Raw genomic sequence first — 17,547 nt, forward strand, 5'->3', positions numbered from 1 at the left:
CGCGTCGATGTGGCAGGACGTCAAGATGCTCAACGCCATCAGCAGTGCGCTCTTTGCGCTGGTGCTGCTGGCCCTGGTGGCATCCGGTTTATGGTGGGTTGCGCAGCGGCCGATGTTTACGCTGCACACGATACGCATCGAATCCTCCGGTGACATGCCGCTGGAGAAGGTCAATGCGTTGACGGTGCGGGCGACCGCCGTGCCGCGCATCCACGGCAATTTCTTCACCGCCGACCTGACGGCGGTGCGGGCGGCCTTCGAAGCCGTGCCCTGGGTGCGCAAGGCCATGGTGCGGCGTGAATGGCCGGACCGGCTGGTGGTGAAGATCGAGGAACACAAGGCCCTGGGCACCTGGGGCGAAGATGGCAAGCTGCTTTCGCAGAAGGGTGACGTGTTCACCGCCAACCTGGCCGAGGCCGAGGATGACGGTGACCTGCTGGAGTTCGATGGCCCGCCCGGCAGCGAGAAGCAGGTAGTGGCGCGGCTGGCGCTGTTCCGCCAGTGGTTTGCGCCCATCAAGCTGGAGCCGGAGTCGCTGGTGCTGTCCAACCGCTACGCCTGGACCGTGCGGCTGGACAACGGAATGACCGTCGAGCTGGGCCGTGACCAGGGCGATGCGGTGTTGAAGGAACGGGTGGCGCGGCTGGTGGCGGTGTATCCGCAGCTGCTCGACAGGTTGCAGGGCAAGATAGAAAGCGTCGACTTGCGCTATCCCAACGGGATGGCCTTGAAGGCAGATGGAATGGTGCTGGCGGCAATGAACGGAAAAAAGAAATAAGCGGAACGCTATGACAAAAGACGCAAAAAATCTGATCGTCGGTCTGGACATCGGCACCTCGAAAGTGGTGGCGGTGGTGGCCGAGGTGCTGCCCGATGGCCGCCATGAAGTGATCGGGCTGGGGCAGTCCGAATCCAAGGGGCTCAAGAAAGGCGTGGTGGTCAACATCGAGGCCACCGTCGAATCCATCCAGCGCGCGCTGGAAGAAGCCGAGCTGATGGCCGACTGCAAGATCCGCAACGTCTATACCGGCATTGCGGGCAGCCACATCCGCAGCTTCAATTCCAGCGGCATGGTCGCCATCAAGGACAAGGAAGTCACCGCCGCCGACGTCTCGCGCGTGATCGAGACCGCCAAGGCGGTCAACATCCCGACCGACCAGCAGCTGCTGCACACGGTCCCGCAGGAATTCATCGTCGACAACCAGGAAGACGTGCGCGAGCCCATCGGCATGAGCGGCATCCGCCTGGAAGTGAAGGTGCACATCGTCACCGGTGCGGTGTCTGCGGTGCAGAACATCGTCAAGTGCGTGCGCCGCTGCGGCCTGGAAGTGTCGGACCTGATCCTGCAGCCGATGGCCTCGGCCGATTCGGTGCTGACCACCGACGAGCGCGAGCTGGGCGTGGTGCTGGTCGATATCGGCGGCGGTACCACCGATGTGGCGGTCTTCACCGAAGGTGCGATCCGCCATACCGCCGTGATCCCGATTGCCGGCGACCAGATCACCAACGACATCGCCATGGCCCTGCGCACGCCCACGCTGGAAGCCGAAGAAATCAAGCTGCGCTACGGCGTGGCCAAGCAGATCCTGGCTGACCCGACCGAGACGCTGGAAGTGCCCGGCCTGGGTGACCGCAATCCGCGCACGCTCTCGCGCCAGGCCCTGGCCGCCGTCATCGAGCCGCGCGTGGAAGAGCTGTTCGCGCTGGTACACCAGGTGGTGCGCGAGTCGGGTTATGAAGAGGTGCTGTCCTCGGGCATCGTGCTCACCGGTGGTTCGGCAATGATGCCGGGCATGACCGAACTGGCCGAAGACATCTTCCTCAAGCCGGCCCGCCTGGGTACGCCCGAATACAGCGGGCAGCTGGCCGACGTGGTGCGCAGTCCACGCTACTCGACCGTGCTGGGCCTGCTGCAGGAAGCCAAGAAACAGTATCTGCGCGGCTACATCGTGACGCGCCAGGAAGGCTCGGTGAAGGCGGTCTGGCAGCGCATGAAGGAATGGTTCCTCGGCAATTTCTGATCCATTCCCGTCGGCTGCCACGAGCGGCCGGTGGTGAATGCATCAGGATGTAAAAGCATTGGTCGTTGCTGGCGGTTCGGTTGTACGGTTCTGGCAGTAAAAAATTGATGAGAACGGCAGCAAATTTGCAGCAGTGTTTTCTTAGAATAGCGGTAACAAGGTTTTAAGGTTTCAAGGCATCAGTCGCATCATTGGCAGCATCGGTATCAGGTATCAGGTATCAGGTATCGGGTATCAGCTATCAGATACCAGCATCAAAAAGAAACAACAGGGAATCACACATACGGACAGCAGTGATCAGTTGCTAGTCGTCACACCGCGTGATGCCTATCAACTGCCAGCTGCAGGACACATATATTTTAAGGAGTCATCATGGAAATCGATATGGTCGACAATGCGACGCTGGGTACGATCATCAAGGTCGTGGGCGTAGGCGGTGCTGGCGGCAATGCCGTGCAGCACATGATCAACAAGGGTGTGTCCGGCGTCGAATTCATCGCCGCCAATACGGATGCCCAGGCACTGAAGCAATCGAAGGCGCACAACGTCATCCAGATCGGTGATACCGGCCTGGGCGCCGGCATGCAGCCCGACGTCGGCCGCCGCCTGGCCGAGGAAACCCGTGCCCGCATCGAAGACTCCCTGCGCGGCGCGCACATGGTCTTCATCGCCGCCGGCATGGGTGGCGGTACCGGCACCGGTGCCGCTCCGGTGGTGGCGCAGGTGGCCAAGTCGCTGGGCGCACTGACGGTCGCCGTGGTCTCCAAGCCCTTCTCCTACGAAGGCCAGAAGTGCATGGACATCGCTGACGCCGGCCTGGAAGAGCTGACCCAGCACGTCGATTCGCTGATCATCATCCTCAATGAAAAGCTGGAAGAGATCTACGAAGACGACAGCATGATCGAATGGCTGTCGCACGCCGATGACGTGTTGAACAATGCGGTGGCCGGTATCGCCGAAATCATCAACGTGCCCGGCCACATCAACGTCGACTTCAACGACGTCAAGACCATCATGGGCGAGCAGGGCAAGGCCATGATGGGTACCGCCACTGCGGCCGGTGTGGACCGCGCCCGCGTGGCCGCCGAGCAGGCCGTGGCTTCGCCGCTGCTGGACGGCATCGACCTGTCCGGCGCGCGCGGCGTGCTGGTCAACGTCACTGCCAGCCGTGGCCTGAAGGGCAAGGAAATCAAGGAAGTCATGGCCACCGTGCGCGCCTTCGCGGCACCGGACGCCTCCATCGCCCAGGGCATCGCCTACGATGACAGCATGGGTGACGAGATCCGCGTGACCGTGGTGGCCACCGGCCTGGGCCGTGCCCGCAAGGCCGTGCAGCTGGTGCAGACCCCGGTCATGCGCACCGGTACCCACAACGAGCCGATGATGGCCGTCGGTGGCGTGATGCCGCAAGGCGCCGCGCAACCGGCCGGTGCCACCTTCGGCGGCCTGAAGGCCCCGGCCGTGTGGCGTCGCGAGTCGGCTTCCGACACCGTGCGCGCCCTGGAAAAGAACGGCATGGAAACCTACGACATCCCGGCCTTCCTGCGCAAGCAGGCGGACTGATCGTCGTTGGCTCGGAGCGGCGGCCAGCTTCACAGCAGGCTTGCCGGTTCCAAGGCATACTAACGCCGCGCCACGTGCGCGGCGTTTTTTCGTGCGCAGCGCGCCGGCAACTCATCTGCTGCATCGATGAATCGCGGCAGATGCATCTGTTTCACCACTTAATCATCACTTAATCAATTCACAGTCCTACAACCAGACGAGGAAACACCATGACCATCAAGATCGGCGACCGCCTGCCCGAAGGCACCCTGACCGAATTCATCGAGACCGAGACCGAAGGCTGCAGCCTGGGCCCCAACGCCTTCAAGGTGTCGGACCTGGTCAAGGGCAAGAAGATCGCGCTGTTCGCGCTGCCGGGCGCCTTCACCCCGACCTGTTCGGCCAAGCACGTGCCGGGCTACATCGCCCTGGCCGACCAGTTCAAGGCCAAGGGTGTGGATGAGATCTGGTGCATCTCGGTCAACGACGCCTTCGTCATGGGCGCCTGGGGCCGCGACCAGAAGGCCACCGGCATCGTGCGCATGCTGGGTGATGGCAGCGCCATCTTCACCAAGGCCCTGGGCATGGAATTCGACCTGACCGAACGCAACATGGGCGTGCGCTCGCAGCGCTACTCCATGCTGGTCGAAGACGGCGTGGTCAAGCAGCTGAACCTGGAAGCACCGGGCAAGTTCGAGGTCTCCAACGCTGAAACCCTGCTGGCCCAGCTGGGCTGATACAGGCCGGGACTTCCCGGCCAGCGGACAGGGAATGAACGGCATGCTGCGGCATGCCGTTTTTCCTTGGGGAAATGAATTTATCGATTCAATCGATGAATGAGTGCCTCCGGCACCTGTTTTACAGATAGGAACGATTTGCAACAAAGCCGTACCGGTCGGGGCGGGGCAGGGGCATCTTGGCTATAATGGCCGGATGTTGAAACAGCGCACAATCAAGAACCTGGTCAAGACCACGGGCGTCGGCCTGCACTCCGGCACCAAGGTCGAGCTGACCCTGCGTCCGGCCGCACCCGATACCGGCATCCTGTTCCGCCGCGTGGACCTCGATCCCGTGGTCGAGCTGCCGATGATCGCTACCAGCGTGGGCGATACCCGCATGGCCTCGACCCTGACCAAGGATGGCGCCAAGGTGTCCACCGTCGAACACCTGCTGTCGGCCTGCGCCGGGCTGGGCATCGACAATCTCATCATCGACCTGACCGCCGAAGAAATCCCCATCATGGATGGTTCGGCTTCGTCTTTCGTGTTCCTGCTGCAGCAGGCCGGCCTGCAGGAGCAGAACGCGCCCAAGAAATTCATCCGCGTGAAAAAGCCCGTGGAAGTGCGCGAAGGTACGGGCGACAAGGAAAAATGGGCGCGCCTGGAACCGTACGACGGTTTCCGCCTGAAGTTCTTCATCGAATTCAACCATCCGGCCGTGGACGGTACCGGACAGGTGGCCGAGGTCGACTTCGGCATCGACTCCTACGTCAAGGAAATCGCCCGCGCGCGCACCTTCGGCTTCATGCAGGATGTGGAAACCCTGCGCGGCATGGGCCTGGCCCGTGGCGGTTCCTTCGAGAACGCCATCGTCATGGATGAGTACCGCATCCTCAATGCCGACGGCCTGCGCTACGACAACGAGTTCGTGCGCCACAAGATCCTGGACGCCATCGGCGACCTGTACATCATCGGCCATCCGCTGCTGGCCAGCTACGATGCCCACAAGTCCGGCCATGGCCTGAACAACCTGCTGCTGCGCGAATTGCTGTCGCAGCCGGATGCCTATGAAATCGTCAGCTTTGACCAGCTCGATCAGGCACCGCAGACCTATGTGATGCAAGCCAAGCAGGAGTGGGCGCTGAACTGAAGCTTGCCCCGCTACTGATGCCTCAACGCAAAACGCCCCGGCCTGGACCGGGGCGTTTCGTTTTCAGCAGAGCCCTGCTGGCGATCTGACGAGAGATATCTTGTAAATTTTTTAGAAGGATTTCGTCATCCGGCTATTTCCGGGCTATTTTCCCTGCAGAAATGGCGGGTCTTCTCCTGCTTCCTTGGCCAATCTGCGCTGGTCGCGCCGCCGTATCATGGCATCGATGGCTTCCTTCAAGCCCTGGCTGCGCGGATCGCGGGCCAGTGTACTGCTGAGCTCGGCGAAGGAAGTCAGGGCGTTTTCGGTCAACTCCAGCACCCGTTTTGGCGGTGGCGGGGGGGCCGTCCGGCCAACTTGCACTTTGATTCGGATTGAATTAACCTGCCATCCGTCCTTCAGCAGGCGGTCCTGCAGCCTCGGGGTTTGCTGCTTCAACCGTGCCGCCAGCGCTGCATTGGGCGCGCTCATGACAAGCACGCCAGCTTCAAACTGCAAGATCTGACACGCGGCAAACATCGCCGGCAAGTTCGCGGCCACTGATTGCTGCAACGTGCCCATGCGAGCCAGGGCGGGCAACAGCGCCGCCATCGTCGAATTCGACCGCAAGAAATCCGCGGCTCCCTTCGTGCTCTTCGCCATGCGTTGGGCACTCGTGGGAGCAGGCCGATAAGGGATAAAAGTAGATGCGTACTTCATCTTTAAACCTTATCACATCCGGTGTCTGACCGGCCGGAGCCCAAGGAGCAAAGATGCAAATTATCCTGCTGCACCCCCGTTTCACCAAAGCCCGATCGGTCACGCTCGGCACCAAGCACCTCCTGCTGATGTTGCTGCTGCTGGTCGGCGTGATCGCCGGCGCCTCGCTGTCGATCACCTATTTCCTGCTCAACAAGGCCGGCGACCCGGATGCCGCACCCATGCTGCACAAGCTGGCCGTCTCGATGAGCCAGGAAGAAGATGGCCGCAACGAAAAATTCCTGAAAGAGAACCTGGCCATGATGGCCGTGAAGGTCGGCGAGATGCAGGCCCAGATGATGCGCCTGGACGCGCTGGGCGAACGCGTGCAGGGCCTGGCCGGCATCCGTCCGGAAGAATTCAATTTCAAGGAGCTGCCCGGTCGCGGCGGCGCCGAAGTCTCCAGCATCGCCGGTGCCGGCCGCGATGTCGGCATGGATGAGCTGCGCCGCATGCTCGACAACCTGGCCGTGGACGCCGGCCATCGCACCGATTACCTCAACGCGGTCGAATCCACCCTGATGGGCGACAAGATCAAGTCGCGCCTGCTGCCGACCAATCAACCGGTCAACGTGGCCTACAACTCGTCGAGCTTCGGCTGGCGGCTGGACCCCTTCAGCGGCCACAACGCCTTCCATGAAGGCCTGGACTTCCCGGCCCCGGTGGGCACCCGCATCGTCGCCGCGGCCGCCGGGGTGGTGATCGCCTCGGAATATCATTACCAGTTCGGCAACATGCTGGAAATCGACCACGGCAACAACATCATCACCCGCTACGCCCATGCCTCGCGCCTGTTCGTGAAGGTGGGAGACATCGTCAAGCGCGGCCAGCACGTGGCCGATGTGGGCTCGACCGGACGCTCGACCGGGGCGCACCTGCACTTCGAGGTCCGCATTCGCGGCATCGCCCAGGATCCGCGCAAGTTCCTGGCGCTGGGTGCTACCGGCGGCAACCAGCCCAAGCAGATGCCGGTCTTCGTCGCCGGCCGCTGAGCCCGTTCAGGCAAGTTTCGGCAATTCGAGCAGGCGCTTGCCGCCGTGGGGCGGGCGTTTGCGGCCGGGCAGGGTGGTCTGCAGGCCGCATTCCCGGCGTTTTATTGCATCTCTGGCAAGCCCGGCGTGACGATTTCTGCCAAATTCCCCTTCCCCATTGAAACCTTGCAAACACGCCCGATCTAAAGCCAATGCGGCGCATAGTCGGCGCGAAGGCGGGCCGGCGAGCCAATGCCCTCGGCCTGCGTGCTAGAATCCATGGTTTATTTTCGGGCGTTGTCGGCTGGAATCCAGCGGCCGGGAGCCCAACGTCACTCTGCCGGATCGTTCATCGGCGCTTTTATAGAATCCAAGCATGTCATTCCTGACCAAGATTTTCGGCAGCCGTAACCAGCGACTGCTCAAACAATATCAAAAAATCGTCCGCCAGATTAACGCGCTGGAGCCGTCGGTCGAGAAGCTGAGCGACGCCGAACTGCAAGCCAAGACGCCCGAATTCAAGCAACGCATCGCCGGCGGCGAAACGCTGGATGCGATCCTGCCGGAAGCCTTCGCCGTCTGCCGCGAAGCTTCCCGCCGCGTGCTCAAGATGCGCCACTTCGACGTGCAGCTGATCGGCGGCATGGCCCTGCACTTCGGCAAGATCGCCGAAATGCGCACCGGTGAAGGCAAGACCCTGATGGCGACTCTGCCGGCCTACCTCAATGCGCTCGGTGGCAAGGGCGTGCACGTGGTGACCGTCAACGACTACCTGGCGCAGCGCGATTGCGAAGACATGGGCCGCCTCTACAGCTGGCTGGGCCTGACCACCGGCGTGAACCTGTCGCAGATGGAACACGACGTCAAGCAGGAAGCCTACGCCGCCGACATCACCTACGGTACCAACAACGAATTCGGTTTCGACTACCTGCGCGACAACATGGTCTTCGATGCCGATGACCGCGTGCAGCGTGCCCTGAACTTCGCCATCGTCGATGAAGTGGACTCGATCCTGATCGACGAAGCGCGTACCCCGCTGATCATCTCCGGCCAGGCCGAGAACCACACCGAGCTGTATCACAAGATGAACGCCGTCCCGCCGCTGCTGACCCTGCAGATCGGCGAAGAAACTCCGGACGGCAAGGGCAAGATCGAAGTCCCCGGTGACTACACCAAGGACGAGAAGAGCCACCAGGTCCTGCTGACCGAAGCCGGCCACGACAAGGCCGAGGAAATCCTGACCCAGATGGGTCTGCTGCCCGAAGGCGCATCGCTCTATGATGCCGCCAACATCACCCTGATCCACCACCTGTATGCCGCCCTGCGCGCGCACACCCTGTATCACCGCGACCAGCATTACGTGGTGCAGAACGGCGAAGTGGTGATCGTCGATGAATTCACCGGCCGCCTGATGACCGGCCGCCGCTGGTCCGATGGCCTGCACCAGGCCGTCGAAGCCAAGGAAGGCGTCAAGATCCAGAACGAGAACCAGACCCTGGCCTCGATCACCTTCCAGAACTACTTCCGCATGTATGCCAAGCTGTCCGGCATGACCGGTACGGCTGATACCGAAGCCTACGAATTCCAGGAAATCTATCACCTGGAAACCGTGGTGATCCCGCCCAACCGTCCCAATGCCCGCAAGGACCGCCAGGACCAGGTCTACAAGACCGCGCAAGAGAAGTACATGGCCATGGTCAAGGACATCCAGGACTGCTACGAGCGCGGCCAGCCCGTGCTGGTGGGCACCACCTCGATCGAGAACTCGGAACTGCTTTCGGGCATCCTGACCAAGTCCAAGCTGCCGCACAATGTCTTGAACGCCAAGCAGCACGCGCGTGAAGCGGAGATCGTGGCGCAGGCCGGCCGTCCCAAGATGATCACCATTGCCACCAACATGGCCGGTCGCGGTACTGACATCGTGCTGGGCGGCAACGTGGGCAAGCAGATCCAGCTGATTGAAGCCGATGAGTCCCTGTCGGAGGCCGACAAGGCCGCCAAGTCGCAGCAGCTGCGCGATGAATGGCAGTCCCTGCACGACCACGTGGTCAATGCCGGCGGCCTGCACATCATCGGCACCGAGCGTCACGAATCGCGCCGCGTGGACAACCAGCTGCGTGGCCGTTCGGGCCGCCAGGGCGATCCGGGTTCCTCGCGCTTCTACCTGTCGCTGGACGATGCGCTGCTGCGCATCTTCGCCGGCGACCGCGTGCGCGCCATCATGGACCGCCTCAAGATGCCCGAAGGCGAACCGATCGAAGCCGGCATCGTGAGCCGCTCCATCGAGTCGGCCCAGCGCAAGGTGGAAGCCCGCAACTTCGACATCCGCAAGCAATTGCTGGAATACGACGACGTCGCCAACGACCAGCGCAAGGTCATCTACCAGCAGCGCAACGAGTTGCTGGAGTCGGCCGAGATGGCCGAGATGATCGCCTCCCTGCGTGATGGCGTCTTCACTGACCTGTTCCGCGAATACGTGCCGGCCGAGTCGATGGAAGAGCAGTGGGACATCCCCGGCCTGCAAGCCGTGCTGAAGAACGAATGGCAGCTCGACATCGACCTGGAAGCCATGCTCAAGGCCGAACCCGACCTGGCCGAAGATGAGCTGCTGGAGCGCCTGCTGACGGCCGCCAAGGACAGCTACGACGCCAAGGTGGCCGTGGTCGGCGTGGATGCCTTTGCCGGTTTCGAGCGCAGCGTCATGCTCCAGAGCATCGACAACCACTGGCGCGAACACCTGGCCGCACTGGATCACCTGCGCCAGGGTATCCACCTGCGCGGCTATGCGCAGAAGAACCCCAAGCAGGAATACAAGCGCGAAGCCTTTGAGCTGTTCGCCCAGATGCTGGACCTGATCAAGAACGAAGTCATCAAGGTCGTCATGACCGTGCGCATCCAGAGCCGCGAGGAAATCGAAGCGGCCGAGGAAAGCATGTCCGGTGGCTCGCCCATCAACGTCAACTACCAGCACGCCGACTTCGATCCCGAAGCCGCGCCGGAAGAACTGCTGGCACCGACCGCCCAGGCCGGTGGCGAAGACGACGGCTCGGAATACCCCAAGGTCGGCCGCAACGATCCCTGCCCTTGCGGCAGCGGCAAGAAGTACAAGCAGTGCCACGGCAAGCTGGCCTGAACCAGAGTATCCCCGGTTCGGCCGCAAACTGGCCCGATGTGAAGAGGCTGTCCACCCAAGCGGGTGGGCGGCCTTTTTTACATCCTGCAGGTGAAGGCTTCTGCAAAATTGTCCCGGCTCCCCTTATGATGAGCGCTCCGGCAGCCAACGCCTGCCGCCCAGGAGAACAAGAAGATGTCCCTCGCCAAGATGTTTCGTGCGTCCCGTTCCGGCTTCACTGCCACCGCCATCGCCGTCCTGCTGGCCGGCTGCGCTTCCTCGCCGCTACCGCAATGGCGCGACAGCGACAACCCGGGCTACGCGCCCATCACTCCCTCCATCCCGGTGACCAATACCGGCGTGCCCGCCGTGGCCATCAGCACGGCTGCGCCCACGCGTGCGGCACTGGTGGAAGCGGCCAAGGCCGAGTGGGATTTCTTCGGCAACCAGCAGATCGATATGCGCCATGAGCCCTTCAGCGCCCCGCGCCTGGGCTTGCTGGAAGACGAGGGCGAGGCCGTGCAGCGGGTGGCCGAATATTGGCACGCGGTCGGCAAGAACCTGACCGGTGCGGACTGCCAGCAAGCCTGGTCGGCCGCCTTCATTTCCTGGCTGATGGTGAGCACCAATGTGCCGCCGCAGGATTTCGCACCCAACGAAACCCATTTCAATTACCTGAGCTTCCTCAAGGACCGCCAGTCGCGCCCCTCGCCGCAATTCGTATTGCGTCCTGCCGAGAGCGAGCCGATTGCGCCCGGCGACCTGATCTGCGCGCCGCGCGGCAACAACATCACCTCCATCGACGAGATCCGCCCCGGCCTGGCCGGCCATTGCGACCTGGTGGTGGAGGTGCATGCCGATGATGGCTGGGCGGGCGTGATCGGCGGCAATGTCTTCAACTCCGTCTCCGAATCGCTGATCCCGGTGGATGCACAGGGCCGCGCCCAGCCGATTGCTGCGCGCCCCTGGCTGGTGGTGGTCAAGAACCTGCTGCCGTGATGGGCCGCCCATGCTGATCCTGGGAAAACTGTTGCTGGGACCGCTCTTGCTGGCGCAAGCCAAGCGCCTGCGCAAGACCGCGCTGCGCCTGCCGGAAGCGGCCGGTCCGCGCAGCGGCATGGAGTTTCCCGCCTTGCAGGGCGGCTTGGTGGCCGCGCCGCTGCGCGTGCTGGTGGTGGGCGATTCTTCGGCCGCCGGGGTCGGGGTGGAGCATCAGGAGCAAGCCCTGGCCCAGCCGCTGGCACGCCAGCTGGCCGCGCGCACCGGCCATCCGGTGGCCTGGCAGCTGGTGGCGCAGAGCGGTGTCAATTCGCTCGAAGCACTGGACCTGCTGGGGCGCCATGAGATCGGCCCGGCGACCGTCCTGGTGGTGGCCCTGGGCGTGAACGACGTCACTTCGCAGATGAGCCCGCAACGCTATGTGGCCAACCTGCGCCTGCTATGCGAGCGCCTGATGGCGCAAGCCGGGGTGGAGCACATCGTCTTCTCGGGCTTGCCACCCATGCACCTGCTGCCGGTGGCACCGCAGCCGCTGCGCTGGTATCTGGGCCGCTATGCGCGCAAGCTGGACCGCGCCCTGCGCGACTGGATCGATGCCGAGGCTGCCTTGCGCTACTGCTCGCTGCAATGGGCGCTGCCGCATGAGATGGCCATCGACCGCTTCCATCCGGGCCACGGCCAGTACGCGCAATGGGCCAGGATGAGTGCCGAGATCATCGAAAGCGAGTTCCTGCGTCATCAGCCGGTGACGGAAAGTGTTTAAAATACGCGTTCCGATTTTTACGCTGAAAGCTCGCCATGGCCGTCAATTCCCCGATCCCCGTTCCTTCTGACCTGAAAGCCGTTGCCGGCATCGAACTCGGCCATGCCGAAGCGGGCGTGCGCAAGGCCAATCGCAAGGACGTGCTGGTCATGAAGCTGGCCGAGACCGCGACGGTGGCGGGCGTCTTCACCAAGAACCGCTTCTGCGCCGCCCCGGTGCAGATCTGCCAGGCCAACCTGGCGCAGCTGAGCGCCGGCAAGCCCATCCGCGCCCTGGTGATCAACACCGGCAACGCCAATGCCGGCACCGGCGAAGAAGGCCTGCAGCGCGCCAAGTCGGTTTGCGCCGCGCTGGCCCAGCAGATGGGCGTGGAGCCGCAGCAGATCCTGCCGTTCTCCACCGGCGTGATCCTGGAGCCGCTGCCGGCCGACCGCATCATCGCCGGCCTGCCGCAAGCCATCGGCAACCTGAAGGCCGACAACTGGTTCAACGCGGCCGAGTCCATCATGACCACCGACACCCAGCCCAAGGCGGCTTCGCGTACCCTCACCATCGGTGGCAAGCAAGTGGTGATGACCGGCATCAGCAAGGGCGCTGGCATGATCAAGCCCAACATGGCCACCATGCTGGGTTTCCTGGCCTTCGACGCCAAGCTGCCGCAGGCACTGCTGAACCAGCTGGTCAAGGATGCCGCTGACCATTCCTTCAACTGCATCACCATCGATGGCGATACCTCGACCAACGATTCCTTCATCCTGATGGCCACCGGTGCCGGCGAACTGGAGATCACCAGCGGCGACAGCGAGGAATACAAGCAACTGGCCGCGGCCGTCACCGACCTGTCGCAGCACCTGGCGCACCAGATCGTGCGCGATGGCGAAGGCGCGACCAAGTTCATCGAAGTGGCCGTGGAAGACGGCAAGAGCATCGAGGAATGCCGCCAGATCGCCTACTCCATCGGCCATTCGCCGCTGGTCAAGACCGCCTTCTTCGCCTCCGATCCGAACCTGGGCCGCATCCTGGCCGCCATCGGCTATGCCGGCATCGACGACCTGGACGTGTCCAGGATCAACCTGTGGCTGGACGACGTGTGGGTCGCCAAGGATGGTGGCCGCAATCCGGATTACCGCGAAGAAGACGGCCAGCGCGTCATGAAGAAAGCCGAGATCGTGGTGCGCGTGAAGCTGGCGCGCGGTGCGGCCAAGGCCTCCATCTGGACCTGCGACCTGTCGCACGATTACGTTTCGATCAACGCCGACTACCGTTCCTGAGCGTTTTTCTTCACCTCGCGGCGTTTCGCCGCCATCGGCCCACCCATCCCCGGGCCGGTGGCGCGCCCGGGATGGCGGCGGCAACATGAATGCCCGCGCCCTCGGATCAATTTTATTCACACCGGCCGCCAGCGCCTTGCGCCACAATGGCGCGTGCATTCCCGCCCCGTTCATCCCGATTTGCGATCACCATGACCCAGCTAGACCAATTCCTGCAGCGTGCCGAAGCCTTGCTGGCGCGCGTCGAAGCCATCCTCCCCAACGCCGCCGCCCGTGAACCCGACTGGAACGCCGCCGTCGCCTTCCGCTGGCGCGGCGCGACGGCCCAGCGTCCCGGCTACCTGCAGGCGGTGGGGCAGATCTCCAAGATCGGCCTGTCGGACCTGCACAATATCGGCCCGCAAAAGGAACAGATCGACCAGAACACCCGCCAGTTCGTCGAAGGCCGCCCGGCCAACAACGTGCTGCTGACCGGCGCGCGCGGCACCGGCAAGTCCTCGCTCATCAAGGCCTGCCTGAACCAGTACGCCGACCGTGGCCTGCGCCTGATCGAGGTGGACAAGGATGACCTGCACGACCTGCAGGACATCGTCGAACTGGTGGCAGCGCGACCCGAGCGTTTCATCGTCTTCTGCGACGATCTTTCCTTCGAGGAAGGCGAGGGCGGCTACAAGGCGCTGAAGGTGGCCCTGGACGGCAGCATCGCCGCACAGTCGGACAACGTCCTGATCTATGCCACCTCCAACCGCCGCCACCTGATGCCGGAGCGCCTCTCCGACAACAATACCTATACCCACACCGAGGATGGCGACCTGCATCCCGGCGAAACGGTGGAAGAAAAGATTTCGCTCTCCGAGCGCTTTGGCCTGTGGGTGACCTTCTATCCCTTCAAGCAGGACGATTTCCTGGACATCGTGGCGCACTGGCTGCGCCACTTCGGCTGCAATGACGCACAGATCGCCGAAGCCCGCGCCGATGCCCTGCGCTGGGCGCTGCAGCGCAGCTCGCGCTCGGGCCGCGTGGCCTGGCAGTTTGCGCGCGACTATGCCGGCAAGGCGCAGGGCTGATGAGCGGCGATTCCAAGCCGGTGGCCAAGCCCATCGATGTGGCCGTGGGCATCCTGATGCAGCCCAACGGCGACGTGCTGCTGGGCCAGCGTCCGGAGGGCAAGCCCTATGCGGGGTACTGGGAATTCCCCGGCGGCAAGGTAGAGCCGGGCGAAAGCATTTTCGCGGCGCTGCAGCGGGAGTTCAAGGAAGAACTGGGGATCGAGGTGCTGGACGGCGAGCCCTGGTGCGGCGTCGAGCACGTCTATCCGCATGCCCATGTGCGCCTGCACTTCTACATCAGCCGCCAGTGGCGCGGCGAACCGCAGAGCCTGGAAGGCCAGGCCTTTGCCTGGCAAGGCAGCGTGGGCGTGGAACCGCTGCTGCCGGCCACCATCCCGCTGCTCCAGTGGCTGGATCAGCTGCGATATGGTGACAACGGGTGACGATGCCTGAAGATGCGTGGAATTAAGGTGATATGAAAGAAAAAGCCCGTCATCACTGCACGGGCTTGTCCCCTTCGTCTTCCAGCGGCAGGTTCACTGCGGGGATAGTGTACTTTTCTTCGGCCCAGGCACCCAGGTCGATTTGCTTGCAGCGTTCGGAACAGAAGGGGCGGTACTTGTTCTTCTCGCTCCACTCCACCTTGGTGCCGCAGGTCGGGCAGTCTACGATCGTTGCCATACGTTTTACTTCACTTCATCAATTCAGATTACGGATCAAAAGCCGCACAGCGCCAGTTCGAAGGGCACTTCGCCCTCGAAGGAGCGCGGCTTCTCGTCGCCATCCTGCTGGGTGAAACGCACCCACAACATGTATTTGTTGGCCGAGATCTCGGGGATGGCGCCGAGGTTGATGTCGAGCGACAGGCGCAGCATCTGGTAGACCTTGCCTTGCAGCATCTGCTGGTAACTGCCGCCTTCGGCGTTGATCTTCACGGCATGTCCGGATTCGCGCAGCAGGCGCATGACGATGGCGATGGCATCGAAGAGCGGGATCAGCGGGGCGAACCAGTTGGAGATGTCCTGGAAGCGGCGCTCGTAGGGATGCTGTTGCCAGGCGTAATAGGCCGGCAGGTCGAATTCGCAGGCGCCGCCCGGGATGATGGTGCGGCCGCGGATGCTCATGAGCCATTCATTGTCGCGGATGTTCTGGCCGGTCTTGCCCTGGGCCGCTGAGAGGGCGCTGCTGGCCTGGTCGACTTCGGCCAGGATGGCGTTGAGCATCTCGGGTTCGACATTGGGATTGGACTGGTAGGCCAGCAGGATCTGCTTTTGCCGTTCCAGCTCTTGCAGCAGGTCGGACTTGAGGTCCGCGCGTCCGGCGACCTCCAGCATTTCAAAAATGGTGGCAAGGGCGATGTGATGCTGATGCGGGCTTTCCTGGTGCAGGAAGAAGACGAATTTCTCGTAGAGGTCTTCCAGTCGCAACAGCGTGCGAATACGCTCATTGAAAGGGTATTCGTAGACGATCAAAGCATGATCCCTTTATTGGTTGAACCGGACTTGTTAGGCCGCTGACAGGCCGCGTGGGTGCAATAACCTCGTCAACATGTGCAATGTCTGTGATTCTGACCCATGCAGAAGAAAATTACAAATGCAGTCGGCATCAAATGAAGATGCTGTACCGCATCGCATTTGCCGGCTTGCGCAAGCATACTGCCGCGTTGCCACTGGCTGCACCGAAGCGCTCATGCTCCCTTGGCCAGATCCAGGTAGCGCGTATGCAGCTCGCGTACCTGATGCGGCAGGTCGGCATTGCTGCCGCCGTTGTCGATGACGTCCTGGGCCACCGCCAGTCGCGCCTGCCGGCTGGCCTGGGCGGCCATGATGGCTTCGACTTCCTCGCGCTGCAGGCCGTTGCGCTGCATGACGCGGGCGATCTGCACCTCTTCCGGACAGTCCACCACCAGGATGCGGCTGGCACGGCCGACCCAGGTGCCGGATTCCACCAGCAGGGGCACCACGAAGATGACATAGGGACCGGTGGCGGCCTCGGCCTGGCGCACGGTCTCGCTGCGGATCAGCGGATGCAGGATGGCTTCGAGCGCATGGCGCGCAGTGGGATTGCCGAACACGTGCTGGCGCATGCGGGTGCGGTCCATGGCGCCGTGCGCATCGATGAATTCGTCGCCGAAAAAATCGCGGATGGGATCGATGGCCAGGCCCTGCGGCGCGGTCAGGGCGTGGGCGATGGCGTCGGTATCGACCAGCGAAGCGCCGAGCTCGCCAAACAGGTTGGCCACCGTGGTCTTGCCGCTGCCGATGCCGCCGGTCAGGCCGATGGTGAAGCGTTCAGTCAATGAAGTCATGGGGTCAGAAGTCGTAGAGAAGTTGCGTGAGCCAGCCATGGCCCATCAGCAGGGTCAGCATGCCGGCGGTGGCCAGGCAGGGGCCGAAGGGAATGGCCTGGCCGCGCTGGTGGCGGCCCAAGCCCATCAGCGCCAGGCCCAGGACTGCGCCCAGCGCCGAGGCCAGCAGCAAGACCAGTGGCAAGGCTTGCCAGCCCAGCCAGGCCCCGAGCGCGGCCATGAGCTTGAAGTCGCCATAGCCCAGGCCTTCCTTGCCGGTGGCCAGCTTGAAGATCCAGTAGATCAGCCACAGCACGCCATAGCCGGCCATCGCGCCCAGCACGGCATCCTGCAGCGGTACCAGGCGATGCAGGATGTTGACCAGCAGGCCCAGCCACATCAAGGGCAGGGTGAGGTCGTCGGGTAGCAGCATGGTCTGGGCATCGATGACCGCCAGCGCGATCAGGAAAGCGGCACACACCATCAGCGCCACGCCGTGCAGGCCCAGGCCGAAGCGCCAGCCCAGCAGGGCGAACAGCAGTGCGGTCAGCAGCTCCACCAGCGGGTAGCGCGCGCTGATGGCATTGGCGCAGAAACCGCAGCGTCCACGCAGCAGCAGCCAGCTGAGCAAGGGGATCTTGTGATGCAACGCCAGCGGCGCGCCGCAATGCGGGCAGGCGGAGGCGGGCAGCCAGAGGTTGTAGCGCCCGGCATGCGGCAGGGCCTCGCCACGTTCCTGGGCGACGAAGTTGGCCGTCTCGCGCAGCATCATCAGGGGAACGCGATGGATCACCACATTGAGGAAGCTGCCGACCAGCAGGCCCAGCAGCGCCGCCACGCAGGCCAGCGCGGCATTGCCGGGAAGGGCCAGGGCATCCAGGAAGGACATCGTCAAGTTCAACTGGTCGGGTCGTCAAAGAAGGGA

The 17,547-nt window shown here is 63.2% G+C and carries 17 protein-coding genes; 12 read left to right on the plus strand and 5 right to left on the minus strand.

The window, feature by feature from the left end; genetic code table 11:
• Positions 1-7: 7 nt before the first annotated feature.
• The 5 genes from FYB76_RS06325 to lpxC all read left to right on the plus strand — a co-directional run bounded on the left by FYB76_RS06325 (position 8) and on the right by lpxC (position 5,432).
• Complete coding sequence (locus tag FYB76_RS06325) at positions 8-778, plus strand: cell division protein FtsQ/DivIB (RefSeq protein WP_088755861.1); 771 nt, start codon at positions 8-10, stop codon at positions 776-778.
• Between the two features lie 10 nt (positions 779-788).
• Entirely contained in the window at positions 789-2,021 is a 1,233-nt protein-coding gene (gene ftsA / locus FYB76_RS06330) for a cell division protein FtsA (RefSeq protein ID WP_008334543.1), read from the plus strand.
• A 372-nt stretch (positions 2,022-2,393) separates the two neighbouring features.
• Positions 2,394-3,584: a cell division protein FtsZ gene (gene ftsZ, locus FYB76_RS06335; RefSeq protein WP_088755862.1), complete on the plus strand. Its 1,191-nt coding sequence runs from the start codon at positions 2,394-2,396 to the stop codon at positions 3,582-3,584.
• A gap of 209 nt (positions 3,585-3,793) precedes the next feature.
• Positions 3,794-4,300 (plus strand): peroxiredoxin, encoded by a 507-nt coding sequence (locus FYB76_RS06340; RefSeq protein WP_088755863.1) that lies wholly within the window; start codon positions 3,794-3,796, stop codon positions 4,298-4,300.
• A 196-nt stretch (positions 4,301-4,496) separates the two neighbouring features.
• Entirely contained in the window at positions 4,497-5,432 is a 936-nt protein-coding gene (gene lpxC / locus FYB76_RS06345) for a UDP-3-O-acyl-N-acetylglucosamine deacetylase (protein ID WP_154133051.1), read from the plus strand.
• 144 nt (positions 5,433-5,576) lie between these two features.
• Here the strand turns inward: lpxC and FYB76_RS06350 are convergent, their stop codons facing one another.
• Positions 5,577-6,131 carry a DciA family protein gene (locus FYB76_RS06350; RefSeq protein ID WP_088755865.1) on the minus strand — a complete coding sequence of 185 codons (555 nt, stop codon included), beginning with the start codon at positions 6,129-6,131 and terminating at the stop codon, positions 5,577-5,579.
• 53 nt (positions 6,132-6,184) lie between these two features.
• On the opposite strand from FYB76_RS06350, the gene FYB76_RS06355 reads away from it, so the two are divergent.
• The 7 genes from FYB76_RS06355 (at position 6,185) to mutT (ending at position 14,778) form a co-directional block, all read left to right on the plus strand.
• Entirely contained in the window at positions 6,185-7,162 is a 978-nt protein-coding gene (locus FYB76_RS06355) for a M23 family metallopeptidase (protein ID WP_088755866.1), read from the plus strand.
• 355 nt (positions 7,163-7,517) lie between these two features.
• A complete protein-coding gene (gene secA, locus FYB76_RS06360) occupies positions 7,518-10,274 on the plus strand; it encodes a preprotein translocase subunit SecA (protein ID WP_154133052.1) in 2,757 nt (918 codons plus the stop codon).
• Positions 10,275-10,448: 174 nt separating this feature from the next.
• The gene (locus FYB76_RS06365) at positions 10,449-11,252 is read left to right on the plus strand and encodes a DUF2272 domain-containing protein (protein ID WP_154133053.1); all 804 of its coding nucleotides are present in this window, start codon (positions 10,449-10,451) and stop codon (positions 11,250-11,252) included.
• A gap of 10 nt (positions 11,253-11,262) precedes the next feature.
• A complete protein-coding gene (locus tag FYB76_RS06370; RefSeq protein ID WP_154133054.1) occupies positions 11,263-12,015 on the plus strand; it encodes an SGNH/GDSL hydrolase family protein in 753 nt (250 codons plus the stop codon).
• Between the two features lie 35 nt (positions 12,016-12,050).
• Positions 12,051-13,286 carry a bifunctional glutamate N-acetyltransferase/amino-acid acetyltransferase ArgJ gene (gene argJ / locus FYB76_RS06375; RefSeq protein ID WP_154133055.1) on the plus strand — a complete coding sequence of 412 codons (1,236 nt, stop codon included), beginning with the start codon at positions 12,051-12,053 and terminating at the stop codon, positions 13,284-13,286.
• 191 nt (positions 13,287-13,477) lie between these two features.
• The gene (locus tag FYB76_RS06380; protein WP_039790449.1) at positions 13,478-14,353 is read left to right on the plus strand and encodes an ATP-binding protein; all 876 of its coding nucleotides are present in this window, start codon (positions 13,478-13,480) and stop codon (positions 14,351-14,353) included.
• Positions 14,353-14,778: an 8-oxo-dGTP diphosphatase MutT gene (gene mutT / locus FYB76_RS06385; RefSeq protein WP_154133056.1), complete on the plus strand. Its 426-nt coding sequence runs from the start codon at positions 14,353-14,355 to the stop codon at positions 14,776-14,778. Before FYB76_RS06380 ends, mutT begins: the two co-directional genes overlap by 1 nt.
• Positions 14,779-14,830: 52 nt before the next feature.
• Here the strand turns inward: mutT and yacG are convergent, their stop codons facing one another.
• From yacG to FYB76_RS06405, 4 genes are all read right to left on the minus strand, one after another.
• A complete protein-coding gene (gene yacG, locus FYB76_RS06390) occupies positions 14,831-15,016 on the minus strand; it encodes a DNA gyrase inhibitor YacG (protein ID WP_034336666.1) in 186 nt (61 codons plus the stop codon).
• A 35-nt stretch (positions 15,017-15,051) separates the two neighbouring features.
• Entirely contained in the window at positions 15,052-15,807 is a 756-nt protein-coding gene (gene zapD, locus FYB76_RS06395; protein WP_088755872.1) for a cell division protein ZapD, read from the minus strand.
• A 215-nt stretch (positions 15,808-16,022) separates the two neighbouring features.
• Complete coding sequence (gene coaE, locus FYB76_RS06400) at positions 16,023-16,643, minus strand: dephospho-CoA kinase (protein WP_154133057.1); 621 nt, start codon at positions 16,641-16,643, stop codon at positions 16,023-16,025.
• A 4-nt stretch (positions 16,644-16,647) separates the two neighbouring features.
• A complete protein-coding gene (locus tag FYB76_RS06405; protein WP_154133216.1) occupies positions 16,648-17,511 on the minus strand; it encodes an A24 family peptidase in 864 nt (287 codons plus the stop codon).
• Between the last annotated feature and the right edge of the window lie 36 nt (positions 17,512-17,547).

This window comes from Herbaspirillum sp. CAH-3 (assembly GCF_009668275.1).
Classification (GTDB): Bacteria; Pseudomonadota; Gammaproteobacteria; order Burkholderiales; family Burkholderiaceae_D; genus Herbaspirillum; species Herbaspirillum aquaticum.